This window comes from Flavobacterium sp. N502540, from assembly GCF_025947365.1.
Lineage (GTDB): Bacteria > Bacteroidota > Bacteroidia > Flavobacteriales > Flavobacteriaceae > Flavobacterium.
Window position 1 is genome coordinate 2,756,931 of the sequence record NZ_CP110012.1, and the last position, 26,870, is coordinate 2,783,800.

A 26,870-nucleotide genomic window follows, 5' to 3' on the forward strand; every position below is an offset into this window, starting at 1 on the left:
AAATACTATAAAACGCTCTGATATGAAAAAAAAATTGGCTCTAATCTTTTTGTTTTCGCTATTTAACCTAATAACCGGATACTCACAAAAGAAGGTAGACATAAAAGTAACCATACTAAAGAACGGATTTATTTTTGATGATACATTTGATTTAAAGACAGGCAGTATCATCATTAAGGGCAATCAAATTGCTGATATTTTGTATACTGATAATTTTAGTGCGTATCCGGGAGCAGCAGTAATCGATATCACCGGAAAATATGTTTTACCCGGATTGATAGACACACATGTTCATCTGGCAACAGTTCCGAATCTCAATAGAGAGGAAAATAATAAATATATGGAGGACCAGCTTTCTAAAATGATCTATGCCGGGATAACAACAGTCAGAGACATGGTAGGAAATGCTATTATTCTTGCAGATTATAAACGAGCAAGCAAACTGAATCAATTGCCGGCTCCTTCCATTTTTTACGCAGCTCAATTTGCAGGACCAGAATATTTTAATGAAGTGAGAAAGTATACTAAAGAAAAAGATACTCCCTGGGAACGTACTATTACAGACACGACAAATATTAAAATGGTTGTAGCTGAAGCAAAAGGAGCTGGTGTAACCGGAATAAAAATATACTCAGATTTAAGTGTTAAGCTGATCAAAAAAATTGTGAAAGAAGCAAAGAAGCAAGGATTACAGAGTTGGAGCCATGCGGCAGTATTTCCTGCTACACCAACGGATGCTGCTGATGCGAAAGTAAATTCTATGTCGCATGCGTTCGATATTCCATATGATTTTTCAGTAGGAAAGATGGATCATCACAAAAGACCACCAGCCATCGACAATATAAAAATGGACAAGTTGTTACTCCTGATGAAAGCAAACAATGTGATACTGGATGCAACCAATTACATGGGAAACAACAATAAACTTTTTGATGGGATGAAAATAACTAAAAGAGCCCATGAGCTTGGTGTTAAGGTGTCTACAGGGACAGATTGGCCTTATTTATTCGAAAAAGATAATGTTGTTCCATTATTCAAAGAGATAAAAATATTGACTGACAACTGTGGCTTTACCAACAAAGATGTTCTGATAAGTGCTACACGAATTGGGGCAGAAAGTATTGGAATACAAGACAGAGGGATTATAGCTATTGGCAAACGCGCAGATCTTTATATAACCAATTCAGATCCTGTACAAAATATTGAAAATCTAAAAGACGGTTTTATGACCGTGAAGTCCGGAATTATTTATAAGAAAGAATAATTTCCGGAACTCCGCAAAAAAAGTAATGCATAATAAAATTTAAAAGAGAAATCTAATGAAGAAATGGTATTGTTTAAGAATTATAGTTCTTATTCTTAGTTTAAATTGCTTTGCACAGAAAAGCACAAAAGACTATGTACGTTTGTCCGGAAAAATTACAGATAAAAATTCAGATTCTTTGCTCGTTTTTATAAATAGAAAACCGCTTAAAAGAATTAACATTAAGACAGATGGGACCTTTTCTGATACACTTCGTGTAAAAGAAGGAGTTTATGGCATATTTGATGGAAAAGAACAAGGCTTTTTTTACCTTAAAAATGGTTATAATCTTAAAATTACTTTCGATACGAAACAATGGGATGAGACAATGGCTTTTACAGGTGAGGGCGCTATACCTAACAAATATTTATTTAAGAAAGCCTTGTATACTGAAAAAGCAACTTCAGATAAATCAATTTTTCAACTGGGGAAAGATGAATTTCTGGCAAGAATAGATAAAATTGTAGCAGGTTATCAAAAGCTGCTTTCCGAAACAAAAGGTCTGGAAATGCCTTTTGTTCAATCTGAAAATAAAAATTTTGATGATTTTAAGAAAAGCTGCGTGGCCCGATATGATAAAACTACAGGATTAAAAAAACATCAGGAAGAAGTTTTGCCTAAAGGAAAAGTTTCACCAAAATTTTCTAATTACGAGAATTTTGATGGTAGCAAAACCTCTTTAGATGACTTTAAGGGTAAGTTTGTTTATATTGATTTATGGGCAACCTGGTGCGGACCGTGTAAAAAAGAAATTCCATTTCTTAAAGCCTGTGAGAAAGAATTTCATGATAAAAATATTGTTTTTGTGAGCATCTCTACAGATCGTGTAAAAGATCATGACAAATGGAAAAAAATGGTGACGGATCTTGGATTGACAGGAGTTCAATTATTTGCTAATGGAGATACTTCCTTTGAGACTGCTTATGAAGTGATCGGTATTCCACGATTCATTTTAATCGATCCGCAAGGTAATATTGTGGATCCGAATGCACCCAGACCATCTGAAGATCGATTAAAAGTGTTGTTTAAAGAATCTGGTGTTCAGTAGTTTATTTTGTAAATAGAGAAGGTTAGGTTACATCATTTTGCCCTCTTTTGCATACTCTTTTTTAATTCCTTGAAGAAGATGATGAAGTTTGATACTTTCGTTTTCGTCTTCGAGTGTTTTCAGACAGGCATATTGAATGATGTTCACAATATTGGCTCCGGTAATGTCGTATTTTTTTGAAAGTTCGTTAAGATTTACATCTTCAGCGATTCTAATTCCTTTGGGCAGGTTGTTCTCCCAAAGCTGTAAGCGTTCACGGGAAGAAGGTACCTCAAATTCAATTATGGATTGAAATCTTCGGGTAAAAGCGGTGTCAATATTTGCTTTAAAATTAGAAGCCAGTATAACCAGTCCGGGATGATTCTCGATACGCTGCAGCAGGTAGGACACTTCCTGATTGGCGTATTTATCATGAGCATCTCTTACGTTAGTTCTTTTTCCGAAAATGGCATCAGCTTCATCGAAAAAAAGAATCCAGTCTTTATCGGCGGCTTTGTCAAAAAGAGCTGACAGATTTTTTTCGGTTTCGCCAATGTATTTCGAAATTACCATAGACAAGTCAATTCGGTAAACATCTCTTTGCGTATATTTTCCAAGAAGTGAGGCCGTAAGGGTTTTTCCGGTTCCCGGCGCACCATAAAACATCACTCTGAAACCTGGTTTAATTTTAGCTTTCATGTTCCATTCGTGAAGCAGAATCTCATTAAATTTAAGCCAGGTTTCTATTTCTTTAATCTGATTTAAAGTTGAAGAATTGAGCACCAGATCGTCCCAGTCTAATGCGGTCTCAATTAGCTGAGCAGGGAAAATACTGCTAAGCTGAGGTTTTAAGATTTTTCCGGTGATGAATTTTTCGATGTATTCGTCTTCAAGAATCAGTAAACCACTCAGTTTAGGTTCACCATTTGGAACAGATTCTATTTTAATGATTCTTTTTTGATACAAAAAAGATTGATTGTGCAGGTAATTATAGAATGAAATCCGGTTATCGAGATCATTCCCTGCAACTAAAAATTGAGCCGTTTCGCCTGTTGGTAAAATGCCGCGGTGGTTCTTTGATTTCACACCTCCAAATTCAGGTAATTCTCCTCCGTTAGGTAAATATTCTGCAATAATTGAACTTAAAAAGTCAGGTTTGATATGATGCACAAGAGCTAATCCCAATAAGAGAGTATCTGTTTCGGTGAGGTTATTTTCAATGATAAATTCGTTAATAAACCCGCTGGAATCCAGTTGATTTAAAACAGGTTTTCCGGTTGGGTTTTCGGCTTGAAAAAGTCTGTCAAGCTGAAAGATAAATTGGCTTTTCAGGTAAGTGAATATATTTTCCATTTTGTTATATCATTTTTATCCGGGTTCTTATTGTTGCATTATTTGAATTCTTAATCCTTCAACATTTGACCATAAAGAAAGGCTGTATTTTTCTCTGGTGTAGGTGACTTGTTCTTTTCCTTGTCGTAGTGATTTTTTATCGGGTTTGCCTAACTTCTCAATAATAGACAAGAACAGTTCATGAATAAAATTAGTATAGGAAACGGTAAATCGGCCCATTTTATAATAATCAAAATGAATACGGATTGTTTCTAACGGTTCATAATGAAAAAACCAAAAAAGAGCATTCAATTTATGATGGTCTCTTTTTCCTTCTGTCGGATGATCTACCATGGCATTGTAAATTATTGTTTGCTGTTGTTCACTTTTTGAATTGAGCGTATCAGGTTCTCCAAGTATATCGGTTACTTTTTTAAAATCGGTTTTTAAGGCAATCTGCATGAACGAAAAACCATTACTTTCATCGTAATTAATTTGATCGATCAAAAAAGCTTTAATTTCATCCAAATCTTTAAATTCATTAATCCACATGATCTTTCTTTTTAATTAAACTATTTATCATTTGAAAAGCCATATCTGCATAGTCATTTTCAGATTGTGTTAAATCGGTCAGGATTTTTTCTCCTTCAGCGGATGTACTCTTTTCTTCCAGATAGAGCAATGCTTTGTAATAGAGTGCTTTTGCGTTTTTTGAATCAAAATGGAGTACGTATGCAAGTTCGTTTATCGCTTGTTCGAGTTCTTTTTTGCTAATGAGAAGCAGGCTCTTGTTGATTCTTACAATATGATTCATTGGGTTGATTTCCAGTATTCTATTCCAATAGTTTACAGCTGTTTCATTATCAGATAAACTCAGGGCTATTGTTGCTCCGAGCTCAAGAGATAATTCCCGGAAAGGATTATAACGTAAACTGCTTTCGACAGCTGTTTTTGCCAGACCTAAATTTTGATTTTTGAAATGTGTAAATGCGATGTAATATAAAACTTCAGACTCGGTGCCTTTTTCATCCAGTGAGTTGTGCAATAGGTCCAGCGCTTCCTTATATTTTTCAGTTTTGATTAAGATTTTTGAAAGTCTTATTTTATAGGTGACGTGATGATTCAGAGTAAGAATTATGGTTTGTAAAGTATCTGTTGCTTTTTGAAATTGTCCGGTATATTCATAAAGTGAAACCAAACTTTCCCAGGACTGTAAATTGGTTTTTTTGATATCGATACTTTTTAGATAGTATTTCTCGGCTTCTTCAAACTGATTTTGATTGGTCAGGCTGTGTCCAAGATTTAAGGCATAGGTTTCATTCTCTGAGACCGTAAATGCTTTTCGGAACAAGGCTTCTGCTTCTTTATTCTTTTTTTCATGAAGATATAAAAGACCTAAATTATTTAAAGCAGTCGTATTGTTGGCATCTAAAGAGAGTGCTTCCATATATTTATTTTTCGCCTCGGCAAAATTGTTATTCAGAAAGTATGCGACTCCTTGATTGTTGATTTCTTTAGGGTCTGTTTTCATAATAAATCATTTTAAGCGTTAATCAAAAATATCATCTTTGACATCGGAAGCCAGGTCTTTAGCCATATCAATTACATCCAGTTCAGGATAAATTACTTCAATATCATCGAAAGAGATGTCAAAAGGTTCGCCTTCTCTATAATGAATTGGGAATACCAAACCAAACTGAATGTCCGGCCCCCAACTAAAAGATGCCAGATTATATCGCCAGGTTTCAGAAATAGAGAACCATCCGATTCCGAGACTTGCACGGGCAAAGGCATTGATGTCAAATGTAAATTTGGGATTTACCGTTATATGACCTTCGGCGTCTAATGCGAGTCCGGTTTGAGGACTCCAGTTCACATCGACAGAAGCTCCGGCTTCCCCTTCAAGTCCTAATGTTCCGGCGAGTTCAATTCCACCCGATAAACTGGCAATTCCGATACTTAGGCCTAATCCTAAATCACCGTGTAGGGTTAAACCGGCATCGGCAGGAATTGCAAATTCGCCATGTCCGGCCACTGTTGTCAATTCTTCGTGTTCCGGATTGTATGTAATTTCGGCAGACAAGTTTCGTAACTGGCCCGGACCAAATCCTGCAGTGAAATCGAGACCACCACTGGCCTGGGCAACCAATCCAAGACTTCTCGGACCCAGTGGTATGGCAAACAGTGGAATTTCAATTGTTGGAACGGTGAATAAATTTCGGTCAAATTGTTTGCGGGGGAATACATCATAAGTGTCGGTTGCCAATCTGGCGGTCACTTCCATTTCGCCATTTGGTAAAAATTTAACGCCAGCGGTGGCGGCAAGCCATGGAGTTAACTGAAGCGTTAAGGTTCCTCCTCCGTAAACTCGCATGGTATCATCAGGTTCACCAGTGGGTTGGCCATCTTCGCCGATCGTTCGGTTGGTCGCTCCTACGGTCACAGAACCGCTTAGCATTCCTCTTGAGTAATCGGCAGATCCGGTAAGTGTTAGCGCGCCATTCTCATAGGTAACGGTTAAAGAAGAATTGATCCCCGGGATCTTAGGCTGTGCCGTACCTGAAACGCTTACATTGTACTCTTCCGCTCCGTTTTGTTTGGCAATGGAAGCCGAAACACTTCCTCCTCTAATTCCCGGAATGTCATCTCTTAATTGAAACTGACCACCAATTGAGAATCCGTCATCGCTGTAGGTCGCCTGCATGGTTCCGCTTCTGATTCCCGGAATGTCAAGTTCCGCTTCTCCTGATGCCGTAAAGGTATTTTCGCTGTATCGGGCTTCTATTGTGGCACTTTTTACCCCTCTGATAGTTCCTTGTGTAATACCAATTCTTCCGCCTATAGTCCAAATATTATCTTTATATTCCACATTGATCTCGGCAGGATTAAATAAGGTACTGTCAAAATTAAAGGCTCCTTCGAGGGCAAATCCGTTGGCCATGGAAGCTGCTGCCTGTATGTGTCCGCTTCCTACGTTATTGATTCCAAAATCGACCCTTCCGGCAATTCCCAATCCGTTTGTTCCGAACGAGACTTCGAGTGAAGCATTTTCGATAACGAATGGGGAAGGGAAATGAAATTCATCTGCCGTGAATAATTTTCTTAAGCGAACACCATCTCCATCGATTACAATATCAATATCGGCATCGCTTATTAAAGGAACGGTAGGTAATACTTTTCCGCTTCCGGCAAATCCGGCAGGAGTAAGGTCCATCTGGTCGATTTGAATCGGACTCATTCCGGGTAAACGCAAACTTTGGAAAACACCTCCGGTACCGGTTACGGCATTATCTATAGTGGATTGTTTGTCTACATAAAAGATATAGGTATTTGGAATTTTCTTTAAATTCCAGGTCATATCCGGATAAGAGGCCGATATTTTGTTGGTATTTCTCAGGTCTGCTGATTTGTAGGCATCGACTTTCAGAGTCAGATTTTGAAAATCGGGACGCTCTTTTAAATCGACTCTTGGAAGCCACCCTTCGACAGGATATCGGTTACCTTGAGGAATTGTTAGCCGCTCGCCTCCATTTGGAGAGATGAATAAGGCAGGATCGTCTTCAGTACCCATTCTCCTCATTTCATCTCCTGTTAGCGACTCAATTTCATTCAAATGAAGTCCTCGATTAATCTCATCGAAAGACCAGTATCGATCGGGCATTCCGGTTTGTGTGCGTAGTGCAAAATTAAAATCTAAAAAGGAAATGTTATAGCCGATGTCTTTGAAAAGATTGACATATTGATTTCCTCTGCCTGGCCGTGCGGGTAAAACGGGTTTGTCTGTTTTAGTCTGATAATAAGGCGACATAAACACATCATAGGCATCTTTTATTTTACGGTTCATTTCCCAGGCAATAGAAGAACCTGAACTTCCATTTGCTGAAGCTTCCAATAATTCGTAATTGGCAACAGTGTCATTACCTCCTAATTGATGTTCGACAATATGGTCGATTTGAAAAGTAGTTGCGTTTTTCTCTCTATCCCATATTGGTAATTTCGCCAGTGGCAGTAATTCTGCTCGTGTTCCGAAAATATTTAATTCAGGTTTATTTTTTCCTTTAAAGAAATAGACCCGTTCGTTTTCATTTTCGGCCCTGCTATAACCTCCGCTTTGAGTTGCTTCGGTTATTTTAGTGTCTAAATTATGGTTTGCCTGTACCGCTGTTCCTGCATCCCAGTTTTGGGGCTGCTGTGTATTACGTCCGGGAGGCGGCATGACCAGAGGTCTTGTGAACAGGCTTGTATTTCTAACTTTGAAATCAGAAATGCTTATCAGGGGAAGTGTCAAAGCCAGTGATGAGCTTGTACTAATGCGATAGGTAAGACCACCTTTTTCATAACTGAATTGACCATTTGCCTCGTCGCGGGGTGTAACGCCAGTTGGAGGTGTTACAGCACTGCCGCCGGTAGATGGAGTTGTCGTTTTCTGGATCATTTTAGGCTGAACAGCACTGGCTCCTTGTTGAACGGTATGAGTTAGTTCATGTGCCAGAAGGTGTTTTCCTCCCTGTGACCCCGGATTGTATTTGCCTTCGTTAAAGTAGATGTCGTTGCCGCTGGCAAAGGCCTGTGAACCCAGCTCTTTGTTCATTTGAACGGCGTTTGAATCGTTATGAATTCTTACATTGCTAAAATCAGCCCCAAAACCGGATTCCATCTCCGTTTTAGTGTTTTTAGAAAGTGGAGCACCACCACCTCTGCTATGGTTTAAATTGCTTTCCAGATTAGAATCATCGGAAGGATTTGCATTGGCACCGGCACTCATTTGAAGCTCTTTTTCGTCTTCTTTGGATTGGATTTCTTCTTCCTCTTTAGTTTGAACCTCTTCTTCTGTTTTCTTTTGCTGAACAATTGGTTTTGGAACAGAAATGGTTTCAGTGGTTTTGACCGTTTCGTTTTGAGGAACTTCGGTTTTATTCTGAGGAGTTTCTTCGACAGTTGCTTTTTCAGGAACAATGGTTTCCTTTTCTTCTTTTTCTGATTTTAACTGAACAATGGGAGAGAGGTTTTCCGCTATTGATTTTTGAGGAGCGGCTTCCTCCTTTTTCTGTACCTCCTCTAATTTATTTTGAACGATGGGTGATGGACTAAAAAACGGTTCAGAATTATTTTTAGGAGTCTTAGCGACTATCTGATCTGCAGTTTTGTCGGCTTCCGCTTCATATTTATCGTTTGATTTGCCGATGCTGAGTTTTGCCTGTAAACCAAAAAAAGGGCTGCTGCCTCGCTCATTCGTTGAGGTAGTCTGATTGGAGGAATGAGCTGTTTTTTTAGCAAGAGCACCCATAATTAAGTCATATTTTACCGTTTTAAAATTTAAAAAGAACTATTGATCTCCATTAGAACAATTTCTTTAGGCCCAACCAGGGATATCAGTAACTTATCGTAGTTCGGAATATTGAAATAACGGCTTTGTCCAATTTTCCATCGATAAGGCAATATGGTTTTTTCGTACACTTTTTCATCAATATGGTTTGTTTCTTGTGCCTTTTTATCTTTTTTACTGAATTCACCAGAGCTGTTCAAATGATAACCGAAATAGGAATCTCCTTTTTCAAAAACAATGGGTAGAATGTAACTTTTAGCATCTTCGGGAACATCCCATTCTTTTGATATAGTATTGGTTTTTAAGTAGGTTTTTTTGTTTTCGGTATAAGAAATAAATACCTCTCCATTATTTAAAACACCCGCAGACTGAAGTGCTATTTTTCTTTTCAGAACAGATTTCTCATACCATCTGAAAGTAGAACCTTCAAGGGTAATATATTTACTGCCCCAGAAGCCGGCGAGCTTTTCAAAGGGACCGAAATTTTGTACGGTTTTCTCATTGGTAACCATACCTTTTGTATCCAAAGAAACAATTGCGCTTTTAGAATTATCGATGCAATAGAGCGCATTTTGATAAGAAACAGTATGAATACCGCCGAACCATTCAAGGACTTTGATTTTTGTATAATCACCCTCAATCAGCCACGCATTACTGATCCCAATTACCCAAATGTCTTTGTTTTCTGAAAGAATAATTTTCATTCCTTTTAAAGGATGCTGAATTTTGACATTATCTTTTTTTACGATATACAGGATGTCAGAAGTTAACTTCAGAAAATCACCATTTGCAGTAACAGCCACATCAATAACATCCGAATCGGAATGGTAGTCAAAGGAATCATTGAGGATGGAGAAAAAATGATTGTCCCGTGTGCCATTCTCAGAAACATATCGACCAATTAATGCCTCTGAAGTTCCATACAATTCCATATATTTTCCAGGAAATGAAAGTTCAGGGTTTGGGATGTCTATACGGGAATATTCGTGTCCGTTTTTACCGATTGTAGGATACTTTGATAAAGCAGGTACGGAATCTATCGATTGTTTATAGACAATTTTAAAAGTAAGGTCATGTTTGTTTTCGGGATTCATTTTAGAAACGTTTTGACAATTGGTAAATACTAAAATTAATAATAAAGATAAAGCCTTTTTCATATCGGATTGCATAATTTACCAAGGAGGATTAGAAATTTGAATTACTCCCGAAAACACGTTAATATTGACACGCTGTATAAAAAAGTCATTATTAGGCTGCGACCAAAGACTGATGGCATGCGTTCCGTCGATTGCCATCGCAACGTGCCCCGGATAAGGTCTGCCAGATTCGGTATAAAAAATTAACTGTCCGACCGTTGGCGTCGTACCCGGATAGACAGGCAAACCGCTGTTCCATCCCAATTGACTCCATATCAAAATATTTGGATCTCCGCCGGAACTAAATGCATTATTATAGAAGGTCTGAATCCAGGAAGCATTAATTTTGTTAGACAGATAAGCGGCGTACATGATACTTTCCCAGCAATTCATAGTGGCAGCAGCCGGAAGTGTTCCGGAACCGCCATTGGTCACAAAATAGGCAAAGAAATCATTATTAGGAGGGTTTCTCCAATACATTGAACCCAATAACAGATGAGAGAAAATAGCAACAGAAACCGGAGCCGTCAGTTTTGAATTGATTAAGCTTCTGATGCTTGTATCTGCCAATGCAGCTTGTCTGTCGCCGGGAGAGGCACTTAAGATTTCATTTCGAATGACATCATAATCGGTACTGTGATTCAGAAGCCAGGTAAGTTTCGGAATGAAATCTGAACCTTCATAATTAATCCATTCTAATTGTGTTACAATGTCAAAATTGAGATCGGTTACAGCTTCGACCATGGTCGTATTATCACAAACCGCGCTAAAAAAATCTTTCCAGAGAGGTGTTTTTAAAGCGTCTTTTTGTGCCTGGTCTGTACTGGAATGTATGATCCATGGTTTTATAGTAGCATAATCGAGTTCGAATCTCGTTACGAACATTTCGGCGTTCAGCCAGGTCAATTTAGTAGTTAAATCAAACTGCAGATCGTTTAAGGCTTCAATCATAGTGATGTTGTCGCAAACGTCTACAAAGAAATTCATGCCTACATCGGTATGTACTTTTAGGGCATCTCTTTCAGTTTGATTGGTGCTGGCACTTGTAATCCAGGGTTTTATCTCTGAATAGCTGATTGACCAACTGGCTGAATAGACCTCTGCTTTAAGCCATATTAATTTTGTTATTAAATCAAATTGTAAATCGTCGAGAGCTTCAATCATATTGGCATTCGTACAAACGCCAACAAAAAAGCTTTTCCAGACATCGGTTTTTAAAACATCTCTTTGCGGTTGATCGGCAGCGGTCACCATTCCTTTGATTTCGCTGTACGCCATGAAAAATGTTCCAAAGGTAGCGGCGGCATTTACCCATTCCAGTTTTGTATTTAGAGGAGCTCCCAAATTATTAACTGCTCTGATCATTTCGGCTACATTAAGTGCTGCAGCCATTCTGGTTTTGTAGCTGCTATTGCCTAAAACAGTTGCTTTTTCAGTATCGTTAAGCTGAGAACACATTAAAATGACTTCATCTTCAGGAACATTCCAGCTGTCGAGCATTTCGTTTAGACTGTCTAAATTGCTTGGCGTATCTTGTTTTTGAATGTTGGGTTTATTGCCTTGCTGTATCGTGTGCGTAAGTTCGTGTGCTAACAGATGTTTTCCGTCCTGAGAATCGGGATTGTATTTTCCTTCGTTAAAATAGACGTCATTGCCATTGGCAAAAGCCTGAGAACCCAGTTCCTTGTTCATCTGAACAGCATTAGAATCATTGTGGATTCTCACCTTGCTGAAATTGGCTCCAAAACCGGATTCCATTTGGTTTTGAGTGGCATTGGCCATAGGAGAACCACCACCTTTACTGCTCTGAAGTTTGCTTTCCAGCGATGCTGTATTTGTTGGACTTGTTTCAGTGTCAGCACTTTTTTGAATTTCCTGTTCCTCTTCTTTGGTCTGAACTTCCTCTTCGGTTTTTTTCTGCTGAATCAGTGGTTTTGAAATCGGATTTTTTTCGACTGTCTTAGGAGCTTCAATGGCAGCCGTTTCCGTTTTGTTTTGAAGTGTTTCTTCCTGTTCCGTTTTTAATTGCGTAACAGGCGTACTTCGTTCTGCTAATGATTTTTTTTGAACTACAGGAGACGGACTAAAAAAAGATTCCGATTTGGCATTTTGTTTTTGAGAAACGATTTGATCAGCTGCTTTGTCGGCTTCAACTTCATATTTGTCATTCGATTTTCCGATACTGAGTTTTGTCTGTACGCCAAAAAAATCCTCACCCTGCCTTGAATTAAAGGCGGATGGTCCGGAAGGATTGGATTTTGATTTTTGGTTAAAGGCTCCCATGTGTCGTTAACGGTACTTGATTTTATTAATGTCTGTGTTTTGATCCCACACCTTTAAAAGCATTCTCTCCACAGGAAGCCGGAGTTCCAATGATCAAGCTGAACTTGCCTGCAGTTGGGGCGGTGAAATTAATCGGAACTGTACCGCCAATTTTGAACGAGGTTGGTTTCATTAAACTTTTCCCTGTGGAATCGATAATTTCGACGCTGTAACTTGAACAGGGGTTCTCATTTTTATTTCTTGTCGTTGTTAATGAGATAGAAAATGATTTACAATCACCATTTGTTTCTAATGTTTCAATATGAACCGGATCTGAGGAGAAGTGAAATATATTCGTTATATCGCAGGTCTTTTTGTCTTTTTTCTTTGGTGGTTTTTTCTTTTTGTCTTTGCCCGGGCCTGGGCCTTTTCCAACATAAATATCATCTAAACGGCCAATCGTTTGTACGCCAACAACACCATCGTAGCTCAGACCGTTATCGGATTGAAATTTGAATACAGCTGCTCGTGTTTCACTGCCAAAATCACCATCGGCACCGAATTTAGGAAGTTGATAACCCAAATCCATTAAACCCGATTGTACTTTTTGTACCGGCTCTCCCTTACATCCGGTAGCGAGATAATCTAAATCATCGTGCGTTTGCTCTAATTTGTAATCTCCTTTAAAACGAGGAGATTCTAAATCTTCAGCTGCAGTTGCAGAAGGATCGACTGATTTTTGCACCGCTCCGGTTTGCTGAATGGTATGGGTTAACTCATGTGCCAGCAAATGTTTCCCTTCCCGGGAATCCGGATTGTATTTTCCTTTGTTAAAATAGACATCGTTGCCATTGGTGAAAGCTTGTGCTCCCAATTCCTGACTCATTTGAACAGCATTAGTATCCGTGTGAATTTTTACATCGCTGAAATCTGCACCAAAACCCGATTCCATCTCTTTTTTGGTTTTTTTGTCTAGGCCGTTTCCACCACCTTTTGAGTGGTCCAGTTTTCCTTCGAGCTCATTATTCTCGATTTCGGCATCGGGATTTTGCTCTTTCTTTTGTACGGCCTTGTCTTCTTCTTTTTGATCTTTAGACTGTACTTTTTCTTCTTTTTCACAATCGGCGCATTTCTTTTGTACCGGTTTCTCTTCTTCCTTCTGGTCTGATTTTTTCTGTACCGGTTTTTCCTCTTCTTTTTTATCGGATTTCTTCTGAACTGGCTTTTCTTCTTCTTTGTCGGATTTTTTCTGAACAGGTTTCTCTTCCTCTTTCTTGTCCGATTTCTTTTGTACCGGTTTTTCCTCTTCTTTCTTATCGGATTTTTTCTGTACGGGCTCCTCTTGTTTGATTTCCTTACTCTGAACAGAAGAGATAGTCTTTGCAATTTGTTTTTGTTGTACGTTTTCTTTCGACTGCAGAAGACTTCCTCCGGATGAATTATTATTTACTACTTTATCAGCAACCCGTTCTGCCTCAACCTCAAACTGGTCACCGACTGTTCCGGTTTTCAGTTTTTTCTGGATTTTAGGTCCAAAAAAAGCAGAAGAGGAGGAGTGCGTAATTGGTTTTTTATTTTCTAGCGTTCTCATCACTTCATTGTTTTATTATTTGAAATAAAAAAAATATTTCTTTACCCTTTACGGGATCAATTTTCCGGAATAAAGGGGGCTACGATGCGAGCATCGTTGGAGAGCTGATTTCTTCTTTTGGTATGATCTGATGCTTTTCCAGCTCGATCTTTATTTGTGCGTACCAGTACGGAAATATTTTAAACAATCGAAATTCAATTTCTTCCGTAATGTCTTTTTTGTACTTTTTAATACCAAAGAGATGACTGTAGCTTATTTCATTGGCATATTTACTCTGTTCTGTTATATTTTTTCCTTTAAGAAGCAGGGTAGGCGTAATATTGTTATAGTCTAATACAGAAGCCAGATTGTATTGTTCTATGACAATACAGGGCTCAAACCCCTGTTGTTTTAATGGCTCGAATTCCTTACGGTTTGTGGTATAGATTTTTTCCAGATCATAATAGGCATTTATAAATTTATCGCGCAGTGTCAGGTCATTAAATCCCAGTATGCCACAGCTGTAGGAAAGTCCTAAATCAGGATGCCAGTAAGGTAAATTTTGTGTGTATTGATTAAAAAAATCGATTTGCTTTTTATAGTGCGCTTCATAACCGCATTCTCTGCGTTCGAGAATAATGGAGTCGAAATTGAAATTGATTTTCTTTTTTATAAATACATCTGTATCGAGGTGAACAAACGGTTTAGTTTGCTTTTCGATGGCATGAATTTTTGATTTCATCCACAATTCTTTATTGTGTTCCTGATCCATTTTTGTGATTCTGCAGGGCAGCATATACAAAAAGTTATAGGCAGTTTCGTCTGCATAAAGCTCAATGTCTTTGTACCAAAGATGACTGTACAAAATACTCAAAGCGGTCATGTAAACGGTTTCCTTAAGTTTATTGCCCATTTGCCAACGATTATTGATCAGAGGAAAAGCGTTCAGGCTGTATATTATTCTTGGTTCTTCCATAAAATATCGCTTAAGGTTTGCAGCTGTTGTTTTTCATCCAGATAGCAGACGTTGTTGTATAACGAAGCTTTTTTACTGTGTTTATAGAGCCTTTTCCATTCGTATTTTTCACCCGTTGCGTCTGAGGTCAATTTCGGAATCTGGTCATTATGAAATGTTTTCATTTCATCAAAGGTGGCGTGCCATACCATTTCACCTAATAAATAGGACTGTGTCAAGCCTATTTTAGAGAAATCTCTTTTGTAATAATCCGTATGGACATTTTTATCGTTGATCAGGTATTCTGAAACCAAAACTTCCCCCTGCAGATCATAAAAGCGGTTGAAAAAACGGGTGATCCCTTCATTTTTTTTAATGAGTGATAAATCGTCTTCATTTTCATAAATAATATCAATATCATTTATGGGCATATCATAATAAGCACGGAGGTTAATGTAATCCGCAATTCCGCCTACAAAGGCAATCTTTGTGATATCGAGGTTTTCAAAAATATTTTTGAGAGCTTGTTTTTGCTCGTAGAAAATATTTTGTTCATCCTCTTTTAGAAATGTGTTTTTTTCGGTTTCCATGTTTTATATCGTATTACCAGTCCACAAAAATGATCTTGTCTTTCCATGCGAGTTTTACAATTCCCAGATTCCAGTTAATTTTATCTAATAGGATGTCCTGTGTTTTTCTTTCGACAATGACTTTGGGATTGTCTTCGTTAAGAATTATTTTGCCGGGTCTTTGTAAATACTCATTTTGTAATAGGGCTATAGAAGAGTTTTTCATAATCGGCCAGTTGTCTAAAACGGCTTGCAGCATTTCTTTGCCTTGATCTTTTAACTCTTCCGAGAGTATAATGTTTCGGTTTATAGGTCGGTTTATGGGGATGTTGCACAACACTTTTTCGAACAGCATTTGAGATTCGTAATCCTGCTCCCGCTCTGTCGCGATATAATGTAGCAGATGGGCGGCAGTTTCAGGATCGTTTATCGTATGGTCTTTACGGAGTAAACCGCAATTTCTAAAAAGATGTTTCAAAAAAGGATGCACCAGTATTAGTCCCGCATTGTTTACATAGTGTGAAGAAGGAACATCCGAAGTTGCTCCGTCAGCAGGGAATAATGCCGAATGCCAGTCTTCCAGATCTTTGGTTTCTTCATTTTTACCTTCGATTTCCTTGTTACGATTCAAAAGAGCATTGATCTCTGCCGTTTCTTTAGCATCGGTTTCCGGGGATTTTGAAGAAAGATTCCGATTTTCTTCGGTTTTCTTCTTTTTATCAGGATCACCAACGGTATGATTTTTTTTCTCTTCCTTATTTCCAGATTCTAGATCTCGAGCTTCCATTTTAGTATCAGGCTGAGGTTCGTTAGCAACTTCAGGAGATCTGTCAGTTTCTGAAAATTTTAATTTTAAGAATTCTTCTTTATCGCTTTCCGGAAGAACGTCGGAAGCGATTTGTTCAGAAAGAGTTTTTATAGCCGCTATTTCGGGAGTAAGATTGCTTAGTATCAAGAGGACTGATTTATCGGATACATTTTGCCTGATTTGTTCCAAAATGATTTTCAGGTTTTCCTGAGTTATAGAAACAAAAGAAGCAATTAACTGCACTAATTTTTCTTTTATCAGAGCCTCATCATGCTGTAATAATTGCGAAAAGACGATCTCCCAAATTAAATTGCGCTGATGTAAGCCCTGTTTCGATTTCGAAACAAGTTTGCGCATATTGCGATGGATCTTCTCAATTATTTTGGTAGCTGTTTCTTTATCATCGGCGGCTAAAAGAAGTGTTTTTTTAAGGATATCATAAATCTGTGCGTCTGATAATTGTTTGATGAAACGGGTTCTGATTTGGGAGTTTTTCAATGCATTTCGCAATTTTGAACCGAAAGTTTTGTCTCCAATATTTTTTTGTAATTGAGGGTCCTCTTCCGGACCAAGGGGAGTATTACCATTAACATTGCTCTTACCATATTTATTGTCACTGGTAATCACCCACCAGGGACTGGTTCCCGTTTCCAGAAAAACGAAGAATTCATCACTATTTTTTTCTTCGCGGTTCATTAATTTGTAACGCTCCGTATCGGGAAAACCTTTTTGAATCTGATCGTCAATCTGTTTTTGAATCTGATTTAAAATTTCCAGCTTTAGGGCATTAAAATTAAGTTCAGGAGCGACAGAAAGGTTCAGGTCTAATTTTTCGATCTGAATACTGTACAGTGGTATTTGGGTATGGAGCGTATCAAAATAGGTTTCTAAAAGAGGAAGGAGTTCTTCTTTTAGAAACGTATCGAGATGATCTTTGAGGTAATACGCCTTCTCTTTAGATTGGGTATTGACCTCCAGAAACAGCTTGTTGATGATATGGCTCCCAAGGTGCTGCACTTAGTTTAAACTTTTTAGTTGTGATTCGATGGCTTCCAGAATAAATTTGATGTCCTTAAACGGAATCTTCTGATCGGTTAAGAAAGCTTTTAAGGTTCCTTTAGGATCGGTCTTATACTGATTTTTTACAAAACCTTGTAACAAGCTGTCTATACGTGCCGTAATGGTTGTAAATGGTTTTTCGAATTTGTTTATGAGTTCTGCGGGCTGACATTTTATGATGGTATAGAAAAGCGAGATATGACTTTCGGTAAGGAAACTCAGTACCGTTTTTTCCTCTTCCATTCTTGCATTTTTTGAACCCAGTAATAAATTACTGTAAATGCTGTCTGTAAACATCTCGATTAATGCAGTATTAAAATCACCATTGATATAAGCACTGGTTTCTTTTTCAACACTTGCAAATTGTTTCTGAATTTCAGTAATCAGCGAAAGAGTTTCTTTACTGAATTTTTGTAATTCAGGCTGTTGGTTGATTTTTTCAAAAGTCAGGTTCGTTTTTTTGACGAATTCTACTGCATTAGTCAGACAGGGGTTTTCAGTCGGTTTTTCACGAATTCGGATATCTCTTGGTCCGTCGACAGATTCGCCGCATCTTTTGTTGAGTGCAGAAAGCGACACTTTGATCACGTCGTTTTTGTACAGCGAAGTTGGTCGTATGATGGCTTCTGTAGCATCGGTTTCGATTACCTCTTCTTCGATGTTCCAGATGTATTTTAAAGCATCCGTAGATTTGTTGCTAAAGGCAATCTGATTATTTCTGATTGCATAGCTAAACAAAGCTACAGGCGGATTCTGCATTATAATGGTGAGGTTCGAAGGTTTACCGTTTATTAGTACAACCACCTGATCTACATCTTTAGGAACATTATTGCCGATAAAAATGTATTGACCTGCATCATTTTGGGAAACTCCGGGACCAGATAAAACCGTTTTTTTGCTATTTGGTTCAATAGTTAAAACATGCGGTTTAAGGTCGTTTCTGCAGATATTTCTGGTGTCGATACCTACGACTACAGGCACTTCAAAAGTCACTGGATGCTGTGCCTGAGCATTACAGTTTCCGTTTTCACCTGTAACTTTTACCTGAAAGCTATAGCTTTCTTTAGCGGGTACTTCATAGGCATAAATATGCTGAATTTTTGTTTCTGTAGTGGCAACAGGCTCACTGCCATCTCCAAAATCCCAAGCATATTTCATGTCTTTCTGATTCTCACCGCTAATACTAAAATCAACCACAACTCCATCTTTATTAAGTGATTTCGGGAAGACAAAAGTGAAATCAAATTTTGGTTTTCTGAAAATGGTTATTTGACAGTTGGTTTCAAAATTATTCACTGTAAAAGTTATCGGTTTTCCGATGAGTTCTTCACTGACCAATTTTGGATCAAAAACAAATTCTCCATACTGATTTTTGGTGACTCCGCCATTCAAATCTTCGTCTACATCGGCTTTTACAAAGCCTCCGGTTGGTGTTACGTGAAAGGGGAAGTAAGGCGTTGTTTCATCAAAGCAGATATGGTTTACAGGTAAGGACAACGTGATGAAATTATCATCGCAGCATAAATACGGCAAGGTAAAATCGGCTATTACCGGATTTATCACAATAGATTCTCCGGGTTCTTTTTTATCGCCTTCTTTTTCAAAATCACCTGCGAGAGAATTTCCACGCGGATATTCGTACGGATAACCATAACCGTAATAATAAGGATATTGACTGTACTCACCTTCAATATAAATCATGACAAATGTGCCGCCGGGTGCTACACCGGATTTGTGTTCGTATCCGTGATTTTTGTTCAGATAGTAAGAGGTATAATTTTCAACTATTTTTTTGGCTTCAGAGGCTTTTACTCCAAGTACAACAACATTGAATCCTAAACCATACTGACGTCTGATGGCCTGAATCGTTTTTAGTGCTTTTTTGTAGTCTGTACCCTGATGGCCTTCGATTCTGTAGAAGTTGTGATCTGAGACCATTTCGTTAGGCCATTTTGTATTCAATAAGTTATCGTGATAACTTCTGTTATTGCGCTGCTGTCCGATAGTGGTTTTTTCGTAATCCCAAAGTTCAATAAGATGATCGCCCACGTTATTGTAAAATGGAATTGCTTTTTTACCAAGTGAACCCAATTCAAAACTGGGAGTGATTTTGATATAAGTATAGTTTACATTGTAATTCGCTAATAATTGTACGCAGCGTTTTATCAGACTGTACAATTGCTGTAAATCTGTATTTTTCCCATAACAGATTGTAATTTCTTTACCTTCTAAATCGACAATAAATTCGTTAATGGTGTCTTTCTTCCCGGGTTCGTTAAGCGTGTCAAAAGGCAGACAATCGTTACAGGTACTAAGGTTTTGTCCTGTGAGCAGCGGTGATTTGTAAAAAGAATGTCGGTATTCAAAACAAGGACCGCTTTTTTGCACTTCTCCCAGCATTAAGTGTTTGGGAAATGATTTGATGTCGGGAAAGCAAAAATCATAGTCCATATTTGATAATAAAAGTCTGATCTCATTGTAAGTATCAATTAAATCATTGAGCAGATCGTATCGATACTGAAAATCAGGAGGGACATTTTTTTCGTCAAAACTGTACAGAGCGGCCAGATTCTTTTTTATAGAATCCAGTATCGTTGGCATTTTTAATGGGGTCAATAGGATCTCAAAAGCGTCTTGCAATCTGGCCACTACATTGTTTCGGAACAGACCATTGGTGAATTTTCTCTTGATTTCATAATAACTGCTAAAATCTTCGGGCTGTAATACAATGCGGTTAGAAACCAGTTCCGGAAGTTTGTAATACAGGTTAGAGAATTTGATTTTGCTAATAATCTTATCATGAGTGTTTATCTGCGCTGCAACGGTTTTGCTTACCAATAAGGCTTTATGATTGCCGATGATTTCCAGTCCCTGATTGTCGCAGGAGAGACTGACACAGAGATCGGAATCTTTTTCATAAGATTCGATATACAAAAGAACGACAGCATCGGTTACCTCTAATCCGGTATTTTTTTTAAGATAATGTATCGGATAAGTATTGGCACTTTCGGTAAGCTGCTGTTCGGCAGTTAAAAGTTCGAAGATCTCAAGCTGTTTTGAACCATCGTAAAAATAAGGTTTATAAGCCGCTTTTTTGTTGTCGTATACTTTATAATGCGTGTATTGTTTACTTTCAAAATCAATAATTTTTCCGCCGTTTGGAGTAGACTTGTACAACTGTATAAGGTCACCGTCGGTTGTGATACCGCTGCCTTGTGTTATGGTAATGTCTTTTGAAACGGGGCTGTATGAAACCTTAAATCCGCAAATGATGCCGACACCACTAAGACCAATTCTGGAAATACGATCCTGATCATCAAAATAATCTACAATCTCGTTAAGATGTCCTTCTGTTAGTACCTGATTTTTAGTGAATCTTCGGTACAGCGTTGTTATGGTTGAAAGTTTTACTAACATTTTGAATGGTATTTATAGTGATCCTAAATTTGTTTTTCCCAGTATTATTTTCTCGAATTGATTTTCGTTTTCGTCGTTGCAGTCAAATAATCTTCCTGTAGGATATAAATTGCTGAGGTTCGATAGAGAGGTGATAAGCTTTATGAGTTCTGTCTCCGGCTGATCCTGATTCAATAGAGTTTTGGCAAATAAATAATCCTTGTAAGAGTTCTCAAACCGCAAAAGTTCGTTTTCTGCCGGATTTTGAATTTCATTTTTCCGATGTCCGATCCAGCAGATTTTTGCCAGCACATGCGCCGGTAATTCTTCCTTAATTACTTTTTCGATATAATTTCTGAAATCGATGTTGGCAAAACGTAAAGTATATCCAGGCAGAATAATACTTACGCGATAGGAGTAAGGGTCGAGAGGCTCACAGCTCTTGCACTCATCGGTGCAGACCGGTAAAAATGTTGCCGGATTTACAATAGTTTGATTCACATCCGGGCGAAGCATCATGTGTTCTACAATAAACAAACCTTCCTCTGTAAACACTTCTTTCATAAAATGTATCAAGTCGAGAATAGACTGCTTCACTTTAGCCAAAGAACTGTAATACGTATATCGTTTGGCAATGATTCTGTCCTTATGGTGTACGTCTTCAATCAACGGATTAATGATGTCATACGAATACTTTCCGGAAGGAGACCGGTGTATCTGAATGTTATCGATGACCTGCGGATCTGTGATTCCTTTTTTAAAAGCCTCTTCGACATTGTATTCGCGGGTTTGAATGATTTGTAAAATAGCAAAATACATTTCCCGATTGGCAATAGAGGTGTCGTAATACTCTGTTGTGGCAGAGAGCACGATTTTGTTTTTATCATCCCTGATTCTCCATCGGTATACCAGCTGATTGTCGGAATCAATAAAATGATAGAGATCAACAAATGAATCCGAAAGATGTCTTCTGTTGTAGTTTTTAATCCCCAAAAGCCTTGCAATTCTCTTTTTTACCCCCGAGACATTATCAGTATCCCACAGATTGCTATTGGGTTGTCGGTAATAGTTAAAAGAACTGCCGCGGTTTTTGCTTACGATTTTATAATCTTTCAAAAAGTCTTCTTTGTTTTTCAGTACCACCTCATCCGTAGCACTGCCGTAGATACTTTTGTTAATGAAAACATATTCAGAGAAACGTTCTGCGAACCGTCCTAAAAGATGGTCCAGAATAGAATTTCGTCTTTCAATATTATTGTCCAGCTCTTTAAAAAGAATTTCGGTCAGATAATCATCATTGTTTTCAGGATAGTCCTCTACCAGTTCGCTAAAGCCCTTAATGTCTTTTACCGCCTGAGTAAAAAATGTTTTAGTGAGATTGCCGCTTACCGAAAGTATTTCGTTAACCTTTCCCAAATGTTTAAAATAACTGGCCAGAATCTGATCAAAGAATAAAAGATAGGCTTTAAGCTGTTTGGCCTGCGATTGTCGGGCTACTGTGGCTCCTGACGGTAAACCGACTTCTCCGATTCCGTACGTATCTGGAAAATCGTTCTGTATGGTGGTATAACTGTTTGGGTTTAAGTAAGTGCCTTTTGGTATTTTCAGTTCTTTGTGCTGGCTGGAATAATTGGTCGCTTTATCTTTTACGTCATTAATTTCCTTCAGATAAAGATCCACCTGGGTTTTATTGATGTTCAGAGGCAGTACTCCTTTATTGTAGTTGAAAACACTTTTATTACAGATTACCGGTTTTTGGTATTCTTTGAGGCAAAGCAGCCACTGATTCGCCACCGCTTCATCATCGCCGCAATTCCCAAGAGAGATATCTTTAATGGTCAGTACTCCGGGCACATTCATAATCAGTTTGATAATATCCGATAATCGCACCTCACTGGTCAGTTCGGCTTCGATTAATTCTTTGGTATCAATAAAACCATGTTCCAAAACCGGCCCGTCGAAAATTTCTAAGGAAGTGTACCCCTTATCAAGCATTTGTTTAACGGAATAAAAATTAACGGTGGTTGATAAATAACCATCCAATGCGGTTAACACCAGGGCATGAACCATTTCTTCGTCGGCCTGAGTATCGATCTCAATACTGGCGCATATTTTTATAGGATATTCATCGACTTTTATAATGTTAATCAGATCTTCACACAGATTTCTGTTGGCATGGAATTTTTTTCTGATGAGGTCTTTGACGCTGTTAATGTCAGAAAGTTTATTACTCTCGAAATCTACATAAAGATCGTACAAGCCTTTGAGCTGAAATTGCTTTTTAAGGCGGCTTGGGAGTTCGCTAAAATCCTGATAATTATAGGATAGTTGTTCGTCTTTGCAATTTATGTAAACGGTTTTGTAGTGCTTTGCCGGCCAGCAGTTTTTAACGCCGTCGATATCGATAAACAGTTTTCTGTAATCCAGTGCGGTAACCGGACTTGTAGTCAATACTTCCGAAGCCTTAAAAAATTGGTTGGGAATATCTTTTTCTTTTACGTCAGAAGCAAGGAGGTTTTCGATCGGCAAATCGGTTCTCATGCCGAGGTCGGTTATAGCATAACAAAGCATCTCCAGCATCGTGATACCGGGATCATGCGAATTAAAATCAGTCCATAATTTGCCACCCAGCTGTTCGATATACTCAATGCCTTTTTTTCTGAGATAGAAAAAATCCAGGTCATCTTCGGTCGCAACCTTTTTAGGAATTGTATTATGTGGATTTAGTATTGACATGACTCTTCGGATTGGAAATTAGGTGTTGTACAACTGTTGATTTTTGTAGAAATGATATGATTTTTTACTGATACCAGTATGCGTTTTGGGTTAGACGGTGACAGTACCGGCAAGAAATCCAGTGTTGCCTGATAAGTAATATCGTTCGGATTTTCTGATTCGGTATTGTCTTTGAGTTTCGCCATTTCTAACTCTGCTAAATAGTCGACATAGTATAATTTTTCGATATAGTCAATGATCGTACTCCGGTGTAATTCAATTCCGAAAAGAATGTCCTGAGTGGTGTCAAATGCCCATGGCGACAAGAATTTGGTGATATCTTCATTGAGCTGTTTTTTATAGAAGTTCTCATCGTATTGGGCATAAAACCGCACATTGAGTTTGATGATCACTTTCTCGTATTCCGGATTAATTACAGCGACTTCGACATGCATACTGTTGAGATTGCTGATGTAATTTCGAATTTTATTTAAGGTAGCCGTATTTACTCTTGGCTCATAAAGATCAAATACATTTTTGTTTATGATATCCGGAACTACTATAAGAGTAATATCTCCGGGTGAAAGAAAGGATTCCTTTTCATTATTGGTATGGTTCAGGCATTTTACTCTGAAAACTTCCGGAAATTCCTGAAGAATAAGATGCTCATAATCCCATAGCGTTATCGCTCTGTTTTTGTGACGAAGACGTTCACTTACCCGTTTGTAATAGGTCTCGTCTGATTCCTGTGCTTTTCCGTTAAAAGAATTAAAAGGCTGTGCTACACTTTTCACCTGTGTGATGCGGGTAATGAGCTTAGAAATCGTTTCAGCAGGCAATCCTTTTTCTAAATGAGACAATTCGTTATTGTGGTTGTAAAATTCGGCTGTAACCACTTGTGTTTTTATATCGATTACTTTGCAGACAGCATCATAAGCTTTATGCATTTTTGCTCTTACCCAGATGAGGTTGTCCGGAAATAAGGTGTTTGTTTTGGTAGCCTGTTTTGGAATCGCAAATTTCAGAATCCCCGACTTTAAAAAATTATCGGTTGAATTGGCTAAAATTTCATTCTCGATATTTTTCCATTGATTGTCACAAAGAATAAACCATTCTATTTTTTGTCTTCCGACGAAAGAGTCCACCTGTGGATTTTCGCTTCCTTCGAGTATCTGAACCAATAAAGCAACCTGCTGTAAAGTTTCGGCTTCCTCAAGACCGATGTAAAATTCGCCTCCTTTGCAATAATCAGGAACAAGACGGCTTGTAAGCGCGCTATTAGCATCCAAAACCCCTTTTTGTCTGGCAACATTTTTTAAATAAGAATGTTCTTCGCTCTGTCCAAATGGAGCTTCATGAAATAATCGGATTCGTTCTGCCTGGTATTCGACTTCGGTTTGATGGGTAAAATTGACAGTTTCCTCCACCGTATAATCTAAACTAATGGTTTCGACAAATGGCGTATAAGCTTCATTCGGAATCAGGGTATCCGCAATTTTACTCATAATGGCAAGCGTATAAATTTTTGGGTACAAAGAGTGCAGCAACGATTGGTTTAGAGTCAATCGGATCGGGCCGCTCTTGTCAATGTCGTAACCGTCTCCTGTTAAAGGAAATTCGGTTACATAAACCCCGTCTTTTAGCGTAAACAAAGTAGTGTCTGTAATTTTGGTTTCCCAGTTTTCTTTATTTAAGAGGGATACATTACCTTTAAAATAAGCATCTGATTCTACAATAAGATCGGTGTCGACTGTGTTCAGAACCAAATTACTTTTTTCCGGAATATTTATGGCAACAGCATCTATTTTAGGCTGAGGATCTTCCGGCTGATTTACAGCTTTGTCTTTTATAATTTCTTCCAGAAACATTCCGTTAAAGAAAAGAGTCTGACTTATGGTGGTATCCTGATATTTCTTTTTGTAGGCCTGATAATGCGTTTTAAAAGATTTGGGCGTGTTTTTCCATTTTATAGAGACGTTGATATTCTTCCATTTTTTTGAAAACATTTCCGGATAATCAATAAGAAATGACGAGCCGCTGGTAGGCTGTGTGGTAAAAGGATAGAAAGGTTTTTCGGCATTTAGTAAACCCGTGTCGCTTTCCAGTAATAGTGATTTTACATCTTTTACGTCTACTTTAACACCGATGCTGCTGATGGTTTTGGTAACCAGATTTCTAAATAAATAATGCCCTTTTTTGTCTTCTGTACGAATTAAGAATCGGATAACAGGTTCTGTAGTTGAGAAATGTTCACCTAGTTTCTTTTGATTATAGTTTACAATAGAGGGGGTATCTTTTGAAATTTGAAACATCAATCGCAATTGCTTTCCCGCAATACCGGAAGTAGCAGCTGTTCCTATAAGTTTAAAAGGACCAAGCCATTCTTTTTCACCACTGCAGAAAATGCTGATATTATCAACAAGATCATTGACGGTAATTGGTTCCTTAAATGGTTCGTTATCAAAAGTAAAGGCCTCATTGAAGGCAATGGTAATATCGATATTTCTTTCGCCTTCTTTTAATTGCAATAAGGGTGAAGCGATGGTAAAGCCAAGTCTGGCGGCTTCCAGTTCAGTATATTTTTCTTCATCAGAAGTATATCCAAATGGCAACCAGTACTTTGATCCTTCTTTAAGACTTTCTCCTTTTCCATCGAGAGAGTTGGCCACCTGACTGCATTTTATTTCCCCTAGGGTAGTATCGTTATAAACACTTTTAAGCGCCGTAATTTGAGCTTTGTTGGCAACTAATTCTTCAGTTGTTTTATAGATAAGTTTGTTGCCTAAAGCATCTTTTCCGGCATCTAATTGTGTTTGCGCTTCGATTCGTTCTTCGGTACTTTTTTTAGCCAGCTCGAAAATAACATGTACCTGATCCGGTTTTGCAGCAAGTTTTTCGATTTGTAAAATATCTTTATAAAAGAAATCGAGATGTTTTTTGGTAATTTTATTAAAGCGCTCTTTAGACAGTTCCAATAATTTCAGGAAACAGATAAAAAGGGTCATGTGAGGCGTTAACGTGCCTTCGAATTCAATATCCCGAAGTGTTTCCGAAATATTTTGTTTCAGAAGCGTATAATCTTTGTCTTTTCTGTTTGGAATGTCTTTTTTCGAATAGCCAAAATGATCAAAAATTTCCTGCCAGTTTCCGGAAGCTTTTTTGCTGTTGGTGGTGTCAAAAAAGTTAACCTGTTTAGCAAAATTATAGGTAAAAAGAAACCAGTCTTCCCTATCAAAGTCATGGAGCTCCAAATTGTGGGGATCGAGAATACTATTCACACGGTCGCCCTGATCTGTGCCATTTCTTTTAAATAAGGTATCGTTGGTATGGTCGCTGTTGTTACACATAATGCTTTTTATATCAATTTTACTTATCTTTTAGTCCAATGCTTTCTGATATAATGCCGATGTAA

15 protein-coding genes are annotated in these 26,870 nt (G+C 38.1%); 2 read left to right on the forward strand and 13 right to left on the reverse strand.

What is annotated here, in order from left to right; all coding sequences use genetic code 11:
• Positions 1-22 precede the first annotated feature (22 nt).
• Both OLM58_RS11895 and OLM58_RS11900 read left to right on the forward strand, forming a co-directional pair.
• Positions 23-1,264, forward strand: a complete 1,242-nt coding sequence (locus OLM58_RS11895) for an amidohydrolase family protein (RefSeq protein WP_264529072.1) — start codon at positions 23-25, stop codon at positions 1,262-1,264.
• A gap of 55 nt (positions 1,265-1,319) precedes the next feature.
• Positions 1,320-2,351 carry a TlpA family protein disulfide reductase gene (locus OLM58_RS11900; protein ID WP_264529073.1) on the forward strand — a complete coding sequence of 344 codons (1,032 nt, stop codon included), beginning with the start codon at positions 1,320-1,322 and terminating at the stop codon, positions 2,349-2,351.
• Positions 2,352-2,378: 27 nt separating this feature from the next.
• Here OLM58_RS11900 and OLM58_RS11905 read toward each other — a convergent pair whose 3' ends face one another.
• The 13 genes from OLM58_RS11905 to OLM58_RS11965 form a co-directional block, all read right to left on the reverse strand.
• Positions 2,379-3,683: an ATP-binding protein gene (locus OLM58_RS11905; RefSeq protein WP_264529074.1), complete on the reverse strand. Its 1,305-nt coding sequence runs from the start codon at positions 3,681-3,683 to the stop codon at positions 2,379-2,381.
• Between the two features lie 27 nt (positions 3,684-3,710).
• The gene (locus tag OLM58_RS11910; RefSeq protein WP_264529075.1) at positions 3,711-4,214 is read right to left on the reverse strand and encodes a hypothetical protein; all 504 of its coding nucleotides are present in this window, start codon (positions 4,212-4,214) and stop codon (positions 3,711-3,713) included.
• On the reverse strand, positions 4,204-5,193 hold the full coding sequence (locus tag OLM58_RS11915; RefSeq protein ID WP_264529076.1) for a tetratricopeptide repeat protein: 990 nt from the start codon (positions 5,191-5,193) through the stop codon (positions 4,204-4,206). The genes OLM58_RS11910 and OLM58_RS11915 overlap by 11 nt, the downstream gene beginning before the upstream one ends.
• An 18-nt stretch (positions 5,194-5,211) precedes the next feature.
• Entirely contained in the window at positions 5,212-8,949 is a 3,738-nt protein-coding gene (locus tag OLM58_RS11920; protein WP_264529077.1) for a DUF4157 domain-containing protein, read from the reverse strand.
• Between the two features lie 29 nt (positions 8,950-8,978).
• Positions 8,979-10,082 carry a hypothetical protein gene (locus tag OLM58_RS11925; protein WP_264529078.1) on the reverse strand — a complete coding sequence of 368 codons (1,104 nt, stop codon included), beginning with the start codon at positions 10,080-10,082 and terminating at the stop codon, positions 8,979-8,981.
• Positions 10,083-10,160: 78 nt separating this feature from the next.
• Entirely contained in the window at positions 10,161-12,407 is a 2,247-nt protein-coding gene (locus tag OLM58_RS11930) for a DUF4157 domain-containing protein (protein ID WP_264529079.1), read from the reverse strand.
• A 25-nt stretch (positions 12,408-12,432) separates the two neighbouring features.
• Positions 12,433-13,977, reverse strand: coding sequence for a DUF4157 domain-containing protein (locus OLM58_RS11935; RefSeq protein ID WP_264529080.1), 1,545 nt, complete (start codon positions 13,975-13,977; stop codon positions 12,433-12,435).
• A 79-nt stretch (positions 13,978-14,056) separates the two neighbouring features.
• Positions 14,057-14,932 carry a DUF6734 family protein gene (locus OLM58_RS11940; protein WP_264529081.1) on the reverse strand — a complete coding sequence of 292 codons (876 nt, stop codon included), beginning with the start codon at positions 14,930-14,932 and terminating at the stop codon, positions 14,057-14,059.
• Positions 14,914-15,501, reverse strand: coding sequence for a hypothetical protein (locus OLM58_RS11945; protein WP_264529082.1), 588 nt, complete (start codon positions 15,499-15,501; stop codon positions 14,914-14,916). Before OLM58_RS11945 ends, OLM58_RS11940 begins: the two co-directional genes overlap by 19 nt.
• 13 nt (positions 15,502-15,514) lie before the next feature.
• Positions 15,515-17,305, reverse strand: a complete 1,791-nt coding sequence (locus tag OLM58_RS11950) for a contractile injection system tape measure protein (protein WP_264529083.1) — start codon at positions 17,303-17,305, stop codon at positions 15,515-15,517.
• A complete protein-coding gene (locus OLM58_RS11955) occupies positions 17,306-20,764 on the reverse strand; it encodes a PKD domain-containing protein (protein ID WP_264529084.1) in 3,459 nt (1,152 codons plus the stop codon).
• Positions 20,765-20,776: 12 nt separating this feature from the next.
• Positions 20,777-23,479 (reverse strand): hypothetical protein, encoded by a 2,703-nt coding sequence (locus tag OLM58_RS11960; RefSeq protein ID WP_264529085.1) that lies wholly within the window; start codon positions 23,477-23,479, stop codon positions 20,777-20,779.
• Complete coding sequence (locus OLM58_RS11965) at positions 23,467-26,805, reverse strand: baseplate J/gp47 family protein (protein WP_264529086.1); 3,339 nt, start codon at positions 26,803-26,805, stop codon at positions 23,467-23,469. Before OLM58_RS11965 ends, OLM58_RS11960 begins: the two co-directional genes overlap by 13 nt.
• Positions 26,806-26,870 lie beyond the last annotated feature (65 nt).

What these genes read in the sequence shown, in the direction of transcription:
- OLM58_RS11895 (WP_264529072.1), top strand. Translation starts at nt 23, where the DNA reads ATGAAAAAAAAATTGGCTCTAATCTTTTTGTTTTCGCTATTTAACCTA.
- OLM58_RS11900 (WP_264529073.1), top strand. Translation starts at nt 1,320, where the DNA reads ATGAAGAAATGGTATTGTTTAAGAATTATAGTTCTTATTCTTAGTTTA.
- OLM58_RS11905 (WP_264529074.1), bottom strand. Translation starts at nt 3,683, where the DNA reads ATGGAAAATATATTCACTTACCTGAAAAGCCAATTTATCTTTCAGCTT.
- OLM58_RS11910 (WP_264529075.1), bottom strand. Translation starts at nt 4,214, where the DNA reads ATGTGGATTAATGAATTTAAAGATTTGGATGAAATTAAAGCTTTTTTG.
- OLM58_RS11915 (WP_264529076.1), bottom strand. Translation starts at nt 5,193, where the DNA reads ATGAAAACAGACCCTAAAGAAATCAACAATCAAGGAGTCGCATACTTT.
- OLM58_RS11920 (WP_264529077.1), bottom strand. Translation starts at nt 8,949, where the DNA reads ATGGGTGCTCTTGCTAAAAAAACAGCTCATTCCTCCAATCAGACTACC.
- OLM58_RS11925 (WP_264529078.1), bottom strand. Translation starts at nt 10,082, where the DNA reads ATGAATCCCGAAAACAAACATGACCTTACTTTTAAAATTGTCTATAAA.
- OLM58_RS11930 (WP_264529079.1), bottom strand. Translation starts at nt 12,407, where the DNA reads ATGGGAGCCTTTAACCAAAAATCAAAATCCAATCCTTCCGGACCATCC.
- OLM58_RS11935 (WP_264529080.1), bottom strand. Translation starts at nt 13,977, where the DNA reads ATGAGAACGCTAGAAAATAAAAAACCAATTACGCACTCCTCCTCTTCT.
- OLM58_RS11940 (WP_264529081.1), bottom strand. Translation starts at nt 14,932, where the DNA reads ATGGAAGAACCAAGAATAATATACAGCCTGAACGCTTTTCCTCTGATC.
- OLM58_RS11945 (WP_264529082.1), bottom strand. Translation starts at nt 15,501, where the DNA reads ATGGAAACCGAAAAAAACACATTTCTAAAAGAGGATGAACAAAATATT.
- OLM58_RS11955 (WP_264529084.1), bottom strand. Translation starts at nt 20,764, where the DNA reads ATGTTAGTAAAACTTTCAACCATAACAACGCTGTACCGAAGATTCACT.
- OLM58_RS11960 (WP_264529085.1), bottom strand. Translation starts at nt 23,479, where the DNA reads ATGTCAATACTAAATCCACATAATACAATTCCTAAAAAGGTTGCGACC.
- OLM58_RS11965 (WP_264529086.1), bottom strand. Translation starts at nt 26,805, where the DNA reads ATGTGTAACAACAGCGACCATACCAACGATACCTTATTTAAAAGAAAT.